Origin of the sequence: Streptomyces flaveolus (assembly GCF_000716535.1) — a bacterium.
In the GTDB taxonomy this organism is placed as follows: Bacteria; Actinomycetota; Actinomycetes; order Streptomycetales; family Streptomycetaceae; genus Streptomyces; species Streptomyces flaveolus_A.
On the sequence record NZ_JNWV01000011.1, the window covers coordinates 107,592 to 118,860 of the forward strand.

Annotated in this window: 10 protein-coding genes; 4 read left to right on the forward strand and 6 right to left on the reverse strand. The window is 73.4% G+C overall.

Annotated features, from left to right (window positions below):
• Nucleotides 1-81: 81 nt before the first annotated feature.
• The 4 genes from OO52_RS13755 to OO52_RS51480 all read right to left on the reverse strand — a co-directional run bounded on the left by OO52_RS13755 (nucleotide 82) and on the right by OO52_RS51480 (nucleotide 4,939).
• Nucleotides 82-2,478: a glycoside hydrolase family 65 protein gene (locus OO52_RS13755; protein ID WP_030644215.1), complete on the reverse strand. Its 2,397-nt coding sequence runs from the start codon at nucleotides 2,476-2,478 to the stop codon at nucleotides 82-84.
• Nucleotides 2,475-3,218, reverse strand: a complete 744-nt coding sequence (locus OO52_RS13760; RefSeq protein WP_030644216.1) for an HAD family hydrolase — start codon at nucleotides 3,216-3,218, stop codon at nucleotides 2,475-2,477. The genes OO52_RS13755 and OO52_RS13760 overlap by 4 nt, the downstream gene beginning before the upstream one ends.
• A gap of 138 nt (nucleotides 3,219-3,356) precedes the next feature.
• Complete coding sequence (locus OO52_RS13765) at nucleotides 3,357-4,571, reverse strand: cytochrome P450 (RefSeq protein WP_030644217.1); 1,215 nt, start codon at nucleotides 4,569-4,571, stop codon at nucleotides 3,357-3,359.
• Nucleotides 4,572-4,783: 212 nt separating this feature from the next.
• Nucleotides 4,784-4,939 (reverse strand): hypothetical protein, encoded by a 156-nt coding sequence (locus OO52_RS51480; RefSeq protein ID WP_167347915.1) that lies wholly within the window; start codon nucleotides 4,937-4,939, stop codon nucleotides 4,784-4,786.
• A 252-nt stretch (nucleotides 4,940-5,191) separates the two neighbouring features.
• On the opposite strand from OO52_RS51480, the gene OO52_RS13770 reads away from it, so the two are divergent.
• Nucleotides 5,192-5,542, forward strand: coding sequence for a DUF3040 domain-containing protein (locus tag OO52_RS13770; protein WP_030644218.1), 351 nt, complete (start codon nucleotides 5,192-5,194; stop codon nucleotides 5,540-5,542).
• 158 nt (nucleotides 5,543-5,700) lie between these two features.
• Here the strand turns inward: OO52_RS13770 and OO52_RS13775 are convergent, their stop codons facing one another.
• Entirely contained in the window at nucleotides 5,701-6,264 is a 564-nt protein-coding gene (locus OO52_RS13775; RefSeq protein WP_030644219.1) for a hemerythrin domain-containing protein, read from the reverse strand.
• Nucleotides 6,265-6,365: 101 nt separating this feature from the next.
• Nucleotides 6,366-7,259: a polysaccharide pyruvyl transferase family protein gene (locus OO52_RS13780; protein ID WP_030644220.1), complete on the reverse strand. Its 894-nt coding sequence runs from the start codon at nucleotides 7,257-7,259 to the stop codon at nucleotides 6,366-6,368.
• Nucleotides 7,260-7,544: 285 nt separating this feature from the next.
• Here OO52_RS13780 and OO52_RS13785 point away from each other — a divergent pair, with 285 nt between their 5' ends.
• The 3 genes from OO52_RS13785 to OO52_RS13795 are packed head-to-tail and all read left to right on the forward strand — an operon-like array spanning nucleotide 7,545 to nucleotide 11,223.
• A complete protein-coding gene (locus OO52_RS13785; RefSeq protein WP_030644221.1) occupies nucleotides 7,545-8,552 on the forward strand; it encodes an NAD-dependent epimerase/dehydratase family protein in 1,008 nt (335 codons plus the stop codon).
• 44 nt (nucleotides 8,553-8,596) lie between these two features.
• Complete coding sequence (locus OO52_RS13790; protein ID WP_030644222.1) at nucleotides 8,597-10,231, forward strand: carbamoyltransferase family protein; 1,635 nt, start codon at nucleotides 8,597-8,599, stop codon at nucleotides 10,229-10,231.
• On the forward strand, nucleotides 10,228-11,223 hold the full coding sequence (locus OO52_RS13795) for a glycosyltransferase family 2 protein (RefSeq protein ID WP_030644223.1): 996 nt from the start codon (nucleotides 10,228-10,230) through the stop codon (nucleotides 11,221-11,223). The genes OO52_RS13790 and OO52_RS13795 overlap by 4 nt, the downstream gene beginning before the upstream one ends.
• The last annotated feature ends 46 nt before the right edge of the window (nucleotides 11,224-11,269 follow it).

The following is an 11,269-nucleotide window of genomic DNA, read 5'->3' on the forward strand; positions in this document are numbered from 1 at the left end:
CGGGGACGCCCTCCAGGTCGATGCGCCGCCGCCCGTCGTCGTCCGTCGCGCCCGTCCCCCCACCGGTCCGTCGCCGCCGTGCTACTCGAGTCTCTCGGCCCGGTCCTCCTCCCCGACGGGCAGGCCCACCGGACGGCGGCTCGGCGGCTGCTGGGGTTCCGGGAGCGCGGGCGCGGGGGGCATCGGGCGGTCGACCGGCTCGCCGGTGGTCAGGGTCATCAGCTCCCCGTTGTGGAGCACGTCGAGTGGTTCGCCCTCCACGAGCTGGTAGCGCGCGCGCGACCGGCCGATCTCCACCTTCAGTCTGCGTCCGCGTACCAGCACGGTGAACGCCAGCCTGGACAGCGCTTCCGGCAAGCGCGGTGTGAACGCCAGCCGGCCTGTACTCCCGTCCTCGTCGAGGTACCGGCGCAGCCCTCCGAAGCCCGCGACGAGGGCGATCCAGGTCCCGGCGAGGGAGGCGATGTGCAGCCCGTCACGGGTGTTGTGTTCCAGGTCGTCCAGGTCCATCAGCGCGGCCTCACCGAGGTAGGCGTAGGCCAGGCGCAGATGGCCGGTCTCGGCGGCGAGCACCGCCTGACAGCACGCCGAGAGGGAGGAGTCGCGGACGGTCAGCGCCTCGTAGTAGGCGAAGTTGCGCGCCTTCTGCTCGTCGGTGAAGGCGTGCGGGCACTCCATCATGGCCAGCACCAGGTCGGCCTGCTTCACCACCTGTTTGCGGTACAGGTCGAAGTAGGGGTAGTGCAGCAGCAGCGGGTAGTTCTCGGGCGGGGTGGCCTCGAAGTCCCAGCGCTGGAAGGTCGTGAACCCGGCCGACTGTTCGTGGACACCGAGGGATTCGTTGTACGGCAGCGCAATCCGGGCCGCCGCGTCCCGCCACACCGCGGCCTCCTCGTCGTCGACGCCGAGTTCCGCCGCCCGGTGGGGATGACGCACCGCCGCGTCCGCGGCGGCCAGGAGGTTGTGACGGGCCATCAGGTTCGTGTACAGGTTGTCCCGGGCGAAGGCGCTGTACTCGTCGGGACCCGTGACCCCGTCGATGTGGAAGACGCCTTCCGGGTCGTGGTGACCGAGCGAGCGCCACAACCGGGCGGTTTCCACGAGGAGGTCGAGCCCCTCGGCCCGCTCGAAGTCCTCGTCCTGGGTCACCATGACGTACCGTACGACGGCCATGGCGATGTCGGCGTTGACGTGGAAGGCGGCCGTACCGGCGGGCCAGTAGGCGGAGCACTCGGCGCCGTCGATGGTCCGCCAGGGGAACGTCGCTCCCGACAGCCCGAGTTGACTCGCGCGTTCCCGCGCCGCCGGCAGCGTCCGGTGCCGCCAGCGCAGCGCCGACGCGACGGCCTCCGGCGCGGTGAAGGTCAGGACGGGCAGCACATAGGACTCGGTGTCCCAGAAGGAGTGCCCGTCGTACCCCGTGCCGGTCAGGCCCTTCGCGGGAATCGCCCGGTTCTCGCCGCGGGCCGCCGCCTGGAGCACGTGGAAGAGGGCGAACCGCACCGCCTGCTGGATCTGCGCGTCACCGTCCACCTCGACGTCCGCACCGGCCCAGAAGCGGTCCAGGTACGCCCGCTGTTCGGCGACCAGTCCGTCCCAGCCGGTGCTGACGGCGGCCGCGACCGCCCCGTCCACCTGGTCGTGCACGGCCGGCAGCGAACGCTCGCCGGACCAGCCGTAGGCCACGAACTTGACCAGCCGCAGCGGCTGTCCGGGCACCAGGTCCGCGGTCACCGTCAGCCGGCTGACGTCGGGCTCGCTCTGCGCCGTCCACTTGGTGCTCTCGGGCCCCTCCACGAGATGGTCGGCCGCCGCTCCCACCCGCAGCCTGCTGCGGCCGGTGCAGTGCACGAGCCGGAGCCGGGTGTCCTGCGCGAAGTACTCCTCGGGCATCAGCGGGGACTCGGTCGCCGCGGCGACGCGCGGGTCGCCCTGGAAGCGGGGCAGCTGTTCGTTGGCGACGAGTTCGGACTGCACGGCGACCGTGGTCGGCCCGTCGACCGGCTCCACCTCGTACACCACCGCGGCCACGGCTCGCTGGGTGAAGGACACGAGCCGGCGGGAGGTGATCCGGACGGTACGGCCGCCGGGTGACGTCCACCGCGCGGTACGGCTGAGCACACCGGTGCGGAAGTCCAGCACCCGCTCGTGCGCCAGCAGCCGGCCGTAGCGCAGATCGCACGGGTGGTCGTCCACGAGCAGCCTGATGATCTTGCCGTCGGTGACGTTGATCATCGTCTCGCCGGACTCGGGATACCCGTAGCCCGCTTCCGCGTACGGCAGCGGGTGCCGCTCGTACACGCCGTTGAGGTAGGCGCCGGGCAGCCCGTGCGGCTCTCCCTCGTCGAGGTTGCCGCGCCAGCCGACGTGCCCGTTGGACAGCGCGAACACCGATTCGCTCTGGGCCAGCACGTCGAGGTTCAGCTCGGTTTCGCGCAGGCACCACGGTTCGACCGTGTAGCTGGGATGAGTGATCAACGCGACTCCAGAAGCTCGGCCAGGTCCCGGACCACCACATCGGCCCCGTGCTCGCGCAGTTGCTCCGCCTGGCCCACCCGGTCGACACCCACGACGATGCCGAACCGTCCCGCCCGGCCCGACTCGACGCCGGCCAGGGCGTCCTCGAACACGGCCGCCTCGCCCGGCTCGACGCCGAGTTCGCGGGCCGCCTCCAGGTAGGTGTCCGGGGCGGGCTTGCCGCGCAGATGACGCTCGCGTGTCACCACGCCGTCGATCCGCTCGTCGAACAGGTCCTCGATCCCCGCCGCCACCAGGACGTCCCGGCAGTTGGCGCTGGACGACACGACCGCGCAGCGCAGCCCGGCCTCCCGCACCGCGTGCACGAAACGGACCGAGCCCTCGTAGGGCTCCACCCCTTCCTCGTGGATCCGCCGCAGGACCAGGTCGTTCTTCCGGTTGCCCAGTCCGTTCACGGTCTCCGCCTCCGGCGGGTCGTCCGGTGATCCCTCGGGCAGGTGCACCCCGCGCGAGGCGAGGAACGTGCGCACCCCGTCCTCACGAGGCCGGCCGTCCACGTATTCGTCGTAGTCGTCGACCGCGTCGAAGGGGACGAACGCGGTGCCCTCACGGGTCGCGCGCTCGCGGAGATAGCCGTCGAACATCTCCTTCCAGGCGGCCGCGTGCACTTTCGCGGTCTGGGTGAGCACCCCGTCGAGGTCGAACAGGCAGGCACGGACGTGAGCAGGAAGCCCCAACATGCCGTCGAGGCTAGAAGCCCGGTGCGGCCCGCGGCGGCAGGACACCGCCCGGCGGGCCGGAAGGCACCCACTCGGTGGAGGCGGGAACGGCGGCGGGGCAGGGGGCCACCGACCGTGCCGCGGTGGCCCGGCCCGGCCTCACCAGGTGACCGGCAGACTCAGCGGGAAGCGGCGGATGGTGCCGTTGTCCCATTCGATCTCGTCGGCGGGGACGTCGAGGCGCAGCTTGGGGAAGCGGGCCAGCAGGCCGGAGACCGCGCTGTCCAGCTCCGCCCGGGCGAGCGGTGCCGCGAGGCAGTGGTGCCCGCCCCAGCCGAAGGTCATGTGCGGGCGCACCGGCCGTTCCAGGTCGAGCTTGTGCGGGTCGGGGAAGACGGCCGGGTCCCGGTTCGCCGCGAGGTAGGACACGTGCACGTAGTCGCCCTTGCGGATCGAAACGCCCTCGATCTCCGCGTCCTCCAGCGCGATCCGCGGAATGCCCACGCCCTTGCGGAACGGGATGAACCGCAGCAGCTCCTCCAGCGCGGCGGGGAACCGCTCGGGGTCGCGCGCGAGCGCGGCCGTCTCCTCGGGCCGGGTCAGCAGCAGATAGGCGATGTCGCTGATCTGGCAGGTCGCGGTGTCGTTGCCGCTGAGGATGAGCGTCACCGCCAGGACCGCCAACTCGTCGTCGCTCAGGGGCTCCTCGCCCTCCGGCACCGGGGCGTTGGCCAGCGTGCTGAGCAGGTCCTCACCCGGCGAGCTCCGCCGGGCCGGGATCAGCTCGGCGAAGTACGTCCGCAGGCAGGCCTTGGCGTCGGCCGCATCCTGCCGCGCGTCCGGCGACGTGGCCAGCAGCCGCATGGTGTGCGCGCGCAGCTCGTCGCGGTCGGCCTCGGGGACCGCGAGCAGCTCGCAGATCGTCAGGTGGGGCAGCGGTACGGACAGATGGGTGACCAGGTCCGCGGGCGGCCCCGCCTCGTCCATCGCCGTCAGCAGCCCGGCCACCACCCGGTCCACGGCCGGCCGCATGGCCGCCACCCGCTCCCGGGTGAACGCCTGGGCCGCCACGTGCCGCAGCCGGGTGGCGTGCGGCGGGTCCGTCACGTTGATCGACTCGGGTGACACGATCGGCTCGGGCGTCATCCGCGGATAGTCGCGTCCGACGATCGCCGCCCGGCTGAACCGGGGATCGCACGTCACCTGCCGCACTCCGGCGAAGCTGGTCACCAGCCACGCCTCCGCCTCGCCGTAGGGCAACCGGATCCGGCTGACCGGGCCGCGCCGTGCCAGCGCGTCAAGCGCGGGGTCGTACTCCAGTGCGTCGGCGAAGTCGAAGGGGCAGTCGAGCACTGCCGGGTCGTGGGACGACATACAGCCTCCTTTGCGCGCCGCCGGGCGCGTCGCTTCCGGGGGGCCGGTCCTACCCGTGCCGGCCGCTGAGCGTCGTCGCGGCGGCCCCGGGGGCGAAGGCGTGGTGCGCGGGCAGCCCCGGTCCTCCCCAGCCGACCTGGTGCGAGAGCTGTGTTCACTATGCGGTACTTCGACCGGTCTCGCACCACGGGCGCCTCAGGCGACGAACCGGCTCAGGCCGTCAGCAGTACGTTCACCAGGACGACGACCACACCGGCCGCGACGGCCGCGACGACCACCCAGGGCCACATCGCGTGTTCCTCGGCCGGCTGGACCGCCGGACGAGCCTGCGGCCGGAGCGTCGGCTGGACCTCGGTGGACTTGGGCACGGTGGCTCCTCGCGGGGCGGACGACGGGACGGACGGCCGGAAGTACGGGGGCTGACCGGCTCCATCGTGGACCGTGCTGGGGCCGCGCCGCAGTCGGGGTGGCCACCGGTCCCCGGGTGGAGTTTTCTCCACCCGCGCCTTCGCCGGCATTTCCGACCGGCCCGGCGCGGCACCGCATCGGCCGGGCCGGCCGGGGAACTCGGTGGCCCGGGGCCCGGGATGCCGCCGATCGGCGGAGGAGGTGCCGTTGCCGTGGACGACTGGGAGATGTGGGAGATGCGCGACGAGGTACGGCTGTCGACGCGCGAGCGGCTGGTGCTGTTGCGGATCGAGGCGGACCTGCGACGGGACCGGCGGTTCGCGCGCCGTATGGGCGCCGCCCCGCGCGAGGTCTGGCTTCCGGCGGCGGTGCTGCTGCTGACGGTCGCGTCGGTGTTCGTCGCCGTCATGGGCATCCGCACCTCGGACCCCGCGTTGCTGTGGTGCTTCGCGCTGCTGTGGCCGCTGACCCTCTTCCAGGCGTTCCGGCTGCTGTGCCGGGCGACCCGCACCCGTCCCCGGAGCGGTGCCCGGACGCCCCGTGGCACGGAACCGTGGCTGTGAACCGTGGCTCTCCGGAGCGCAGATGAGCCAGCACGGAACCGTGGCTCGGCCCTCCGGGACGAGCCCCGACGCCTGTCGTGCGTCCAGCCGACGCCGCCCGGCCCCCGCGGGCCCGGGCGGCGTCGTTCTCCGTCAGCCCCCGCTCTCCACGCCCAGCCTCAGCTCTCCTTGCCCCGCCCCGTCAGCGCGTCGCGCATCCGGTCGACCAGACCGGCCCCCGGTGCCAGCAGCTTATTGGCCGGGGGCTTGTCCGGTGCCGACGGGTGCGGACGGGTGGGCGCCATCTTCTTCGCCCGGCGGACCTTGTCGCCGAGATCCATCAGCGCGTCCGGGGGACAGGCCGCCTCCAGTTGCGGGAAGAGGTTCTGCTCCTCGTCCGTCACATGGGACCGGATCTCGCTCATCAGTTGCGCCATCAACGAGTCGAACTGCGGATCGTCCGCCTGGCAGCCCTCCAGGTCCTTCATGATCTGCTCGGCCTTGGCGTGGTCCTCCAGTTCCTTGTCGGCCAGGGCGTCCCCGCCCGTCAGGTGCCGGCGCACCGCCGGGTAGAGGTAGGCCTCCTCCGCGACCGAGTGGCGCACCAGCTCGATCGTGGCCTGGTCGCAGAGGTTCTTGCGTTCCTGGGAGCCGGGCGGCAGCGCCTCGATGCGGCCGAAGATCTCCTCGACCTCGCGGTGGTCCGTGGTCAGCTCCTGGATGACGTTTCCGCCGTGACCCATGGTCGTTACCTCCTGCGTGAAACGCGGCGGCCCGTGAACGGCCGGCCGTCGCCGCGCCGAGTGCCCCGGGCCGGGCCCGCTACACGGCCCGTCGCGCCCGGTCAGCGCATCGAGTGGCAGGCTGCGGCCGTCCGGCCCGCCCCGGACAGCGCCCACGCCCACCAGTGGTCCAGGATGTCCGGGTTCAGCGCGTCCGCCGCCACCAGCGCCGGCCAGTCCAGGGCCCGGGCCTGGGCGCTCAGCTTGGCGCCGCCCGCCACCGGGTCGACCGCGATCACCGGGGTGCCGGTGCGCAGGCCCAGCACCAGGCCGTGCAGCCGGGTGGTGACGACCAGGTCGAGGCGGGCCACGAGGGCGAGGAACTGCTCGGCGGTGGCGCACAGGCGCCAGTCGTCGGTGGCCAGCCGGGTGTCGGCCGGCACCCGGGCGCAGTCCTTGCCGGCCAGCCAGCCGGTGATCCGATCGGTCACCTCCCCGTGCCGCCGGCGTGCTCCGTACTCGCCCTGGCCGTGGGAGAGGACCACCCCGGCCACGGGCGGCAGCGGGCCCGCCGGCGCGTCGGCCGCGAGATCGCGCCGGGCCGGGGCGGCGGTGCCGTCCCGCGCGACGACCGCGTGGAAACCGGCGACCGCCGGGTCCGCCGGATCGACCACCGAGACCCCGGCGGCCAGTCGTCTGCAGAACCTGAACCTTCCATGCAGAGCGGCGACTTGGGACCCGTACACCGGGCCGCACACGAAGAGGAGAGTGTCGTAGGCCCGCGGGTCGGCCGTCTCCAGCGACAGCGCACCGGGCCGGAAGCCGGGGCTCCACGCCGTCTCGTGCCGGACGCCCGCCCCGGTCAGCGCGGCTGACATGTGCTGCTGCGCGAGCACGTCCCCGGCCGTCGCCTCGCCGTCCCGGAAGCTGAACCAGCCGGTGAGCAGCAGCCGCTTAGGAGGCCGGCCCGGCCCGCGCAGGGCACGCAGCACCGCCTCCGCGACGTCGTCGTGCATGAACCTCTCCCCTGTGGTGATCGGGGCGCAGGAGTCGCGCGAGTACCCCTGAGTCCGGACAATAAGGATGCAACGTGTGAATCCAACTGGCAGGGGAACTCAGCTGCCAGTGCCGTCCAGCAAGCGGCGGCCGACGAGGCCGGTCCTCCAGTTCAGTGGGGACCCGGGCCGGATCCCTTTTCCTCCCAGCGGGCCGACGACGTCGGTCCCGGCGACGCGGCGCGCGCCGAACGCCCAGGCAGAGGCGTTCCCAGGCGCGATCGACGTGGACGAAGGAACAGCCCCATGACTGGTGACACACCGTTCTCCTGGCGGCGCGCCCTCGTGACCGGCGGCGCCGGCTTCCTCGGCTCCCATCTGTGCGAGCGGCTGCTGGATTCAGGTGTCGAAGTCGACTGCGCCGACAACCTGGCCTGCGGGCGGCGCCAGAACGTCGCGCACCTGGAGGACCGGCCCGGTTTCCGGTACGTCCACTGCGACGTCTCCGCCCCCGACTGCACCGAGCGGCTCGCGGGCCCGTACGACCTGGTGCTGCACTTCGCCTGCCCGGCCTCGCCCGCCGACTATCTGCGCATGCCCCTGGAGACCCTGGACGTGGGCAGCCTCGGCACCCGCAACGTGCTGGCGGTCACCGAACGCGACGACGCCCGCTTCGTGCTCGCCTCCACCTCCGAGGTGTACGGCGATCCCCTTGTGCACCCGCAGCACGAGGGCTACTGGGGCAACGTGAACCCGGTCGGACCGCGCAGCGTGTACGACGAGTCGAAACGGTTCGCCGAGGCCCTGGTCACGGCGCACGCCGGCACCAGGGGGACGAACGCCGGGATCGTACGGCTGTTCAACACCTACGGACCGCGGATGCGGGCCCACGACGGCCGCGCCGTGCCCACCTTCATATGCCAGGCCCTCGCCGGGGAGCCGCTCACGGTCACCGGCGACGGCAGCCAGACCCGCTCGCTGTGCTACGTGGACGACACGGTCGACGGCATCCTGCGGGTGGCCGCGAGCAGGTCCGTACGACCGGTCAACATCGGCGGCAGCGACGAGATCACCGTCGCCGACCTGGCCCGCCGGGTGGTCGCCCTCACCGGTTCCCGCTCCCCGATCGCGTTCATAGACCGGCCCGTCGACGACCCCGGCCGGCGCCGCCCCGACACCACCCTCGCACGCGAACTGCTCGGCTGGTCGCCGCAGGTCCCCTGGGAAGAGGGCCTGAAGCAGACCATCGCCTACTTCGCGGCCCTGCCCCCGGAACCGGCCCCGCGCGCGGAGGAACCGGCCCCGCGGACCTGACCCGGTCCCGCCCCCTGCACGTTCCCCGGCCCTGGAGACAGCGCATGCACGTCCTCGGTATCAACGCACTCTTCCACGACCCGGCCGCCGCCCTCGTCACCGACGGCAGGGTCGTGGCGGCGGCGGAGGAGGAACGGTTCTCCCGCCGTAAGCACGGCAAGCGGCCCGTTCCCTTCTCGGCCTGGGAACTGCCCGAACAGTCGGCCCGCTGGTGTCTGGAGCAGGCCGGCCTCACCCCCTCCGACCTGGACGCCGTCGCCTACTCCTACGACCCCGCGCTGGCCCGCCCCGCCGACGAGATGGGGCTGCACGACCCCTGGGACCACCTGCGGCAGCAGTACGCCCGCGAGGCGCCCGACTTCCTCGCCGAGGCCCTGCCCGGACTCGACCCGGCGAAGGTGCGGTTCGTCCCGCACCACGTCGCGCACGCGGCCTCCGCCGGGCCCGTCTCGCCGTACCCGGACTGCGCCGTCCTCGTCCTGGACGGCCGCGGCGAATGCGGCTCCCACCTGGCCGGCCGCTACACCGACCGCGAACTGACCGTCCTCGCCACCCAGCGACTGCCGGACTCCCTCGGCCTCTTCTACGAGGACCTCACCCAGCACCTCGGATTCCTGCGCAGCAGCGACGAGTTCAAGGTCATGGCCCTCGCCTCGTACGGCACCCCGCGCTTCGCCGGCCGGCTGCGGGAGTACGTCCGGGCCGACGACGACGGCGGCTTCCGGGCCCGCCCGGTGCCCTGGGCCGAGTTCGTCCCGCCGCGCCCGGCCGGCGGCACCTGGAGCCAGGACCACGCCGACCTCGCCGCGAGCGCCCAGCTCTGCCTGGAGGAGGCCGTGCTGGCCCTCGCCCGGTGGCTGCGCGAGCGCACCGGCGAGGACGCGCTCACCATGGCCGGCGGTGTCGCCCTGAACTGCGTCGCCAACACCCGGCTGTGGCGGGAGAGCGGCTTCGAGCACGTATGGGTGCAGCCCGCCGCCGGCGACGCCGGCACGGCCCTGGGCGCGGCCGCGCACGTCGCCGGGCAGAAGGACACCCTGGAGCCGATGCCGACCGCCGCGCTCGGCCGGGGCTGGAGCGACGCCGAACTGCGCGCGTGGCTGGAGCGGGCGGCCGTACCGTACGAGGAACCCGCCGACATCGCCGAGACCGCCGCCCAGGCGCTGGCCGATGACGGGATCGTGGCCTGGTTCCAGGGGCGCAGCGAGTACGGGCCGCGCGCGCTCGGACACCGCTCGCTGCTCGCCCACCCCGGCAAGGCGGAGAACCTGGAGCGGCTCAACGCGGTCAAGGGACGCGAGGAGTTCCGGCCCGTCGCGCCCATGGTGCTCGCCGAACGCGCGGGCGAGATCTTCGACGGGCCGCTGCCCAGCCCCCACATGCTGTTCGTGCACGACGTGGCCGCCGAGTGGAAGGCCCGCATCCCGGCCGTGGTGCACGTCGACGGCACGGCCCGCATCCAGACCGTGGACCGCGCCCAGGAACCCCTCGTGGCCCGTGTCATCGAGGGCTTCGAACGGCGCACCGGACTGCCCGTGGTGGTCAACACCAGCCTCAACACCGCCGGACGGCCCATGGTCGACGACCCCCGGGACGCCCTGGAGTGCTTCGGCTCGGCACCGGTCGACCTGTTGGTGCTCGGCCCGTTCGCGATCCGCCGTGGGAAGGCCTTCGCATGACCGACGCCCCCGCCTACACCGTCGTCGTCCCGACGATCGGCCGCCCCTGCCTCGCCGAGTGCCTGCGCGCGCTAGCCGCGGCCGACGGCCATCCGCCGCACGAGGTGGTCGTCGTGGACGACCGGCCCACGCCCGACGGCGACCTGCCCCTGGAACCGGCCGCGCAACTGCTCGACCGGGTGCGCACCCTGCGCACCGGCGGCAAGGGGCCGGCCGCCGCCCGCAACGCCGGCTGGCAGACCGTCCGTACGCCCTGGACGGTCTTCCTGGACGACGACGTCCAGGTGCTGCCGGACTGGTCCCGGCGGCTCGCCGACGACCTGCGGCAGGCCGGCCCCGACGTCGGCGGTGTCCAGGGGCAGTTGCGTGTCCCCCTGCCCCTGGACCGCCGGCCCACCGACTGGGAACGCACCACCAAGGGCCTGGAGAACGCCGCCTGGGCCACCGCCGACATGGCCTACCGCACCGAGGCGCTCAAGCGGACCGGCGGCTTCGACGAACGCTTCCCGCGGGCCTTCCGCGAGGACGCAGACCTCGCCCTGCGCGTGCAGCGGGCCGGCTGGTCGCTGACCCGGGGCACACGGGTCACCCGGCACCCGGTCCGCCCCGCCCACTGGTGGGCCTCGATGCCCGCGCAGCGCGGCAACGCCGACGACGCGCTGATGAACCGGCTGCACGGCCGCGACTGGTGGGACCGCGCGCAGGCACCGCGCGGCCGGCTGCCCCGCCACCTGATGGTCACCGGCGCCGCCCTCGCCGCGGCCGGCTGCGCCCTGGCCGGGCGGCGCCGGGCCGCGACCGCCTGCGCCGCCCTGTGGACGCTCGGCACCACCGAGTTCGCCCTCGCCCGCATCCTGCCCGGGCCGCGCACCGCCCGCGAGATCGCCGGGATGCTCGGCACCAGCGTGCTCATCCCGCCGCTCGCCGTCCGGCACTGGCTGCGCGGAGCCGTCCGGCACCGGCACGCCGAACCCCTGGGAGGTGCCGGGTGAGCAGGCTGTCCGCCGTCCTGTTCGACCGTGACGGCACCCTCGTCGT

What these genes read in the sequence shown, in the direction of transcription:
- OO52_RS13760 (WP_030644216.1), bottom strand. Translation starts at nt 3,218, where the DNA reads ATGTTGGGGCTTCCTGCTCACGTCCGTGCCTGCCTGTTCGACCTCGAC.
- OO52_RS13765 (WP_030644217.1), bottom strand. Translation starts at nt 4,571, where the DNA reads ATGTCGTCCCACGACCCGGCAGTGCTCGACTGCCCCTTCGACTTCGCC.
- OO52_RS13775 (WP_030644219.1), bottom strand. Translation starts at nt 6,264, where the DNA reads ATGGGTCACGGCGGAAACGTCATCCAGGAGCTGACCACGGACCACCGC.
- OO52_RS13780 (WP_030644220.1), bottom strand. Translation starts at nt 7,259, where the DNA reads ATGCACGACGACGTCGCGGAGGCGGTGCTGCGTGCCCTGCGCGGGCCG.
- OO52_RS13785 (WP_030644221.1), top strand. Translation starts at nt 7,545, where the DNA reads ATGACTGGTGACACACCGTTCTCCTGGCGGCGCGCCCTCGTGACCGGC.
- OO52_RS13790 (WP_030644222.1), top strand. Translation starts at nt 8,597, where the DNA reads ATGCACGTCCTCGGTATCAACGCACTCTTCCACGACCCGGCCGCCGCC.
- OO52_RS13795 (WP_030644223.1), top strand. Translation starts at nt 10,228, where the DNA reads ATGACCGACGCCCCCGCCTACACCGTCGTCGTCCCGACGATCGGCCGC.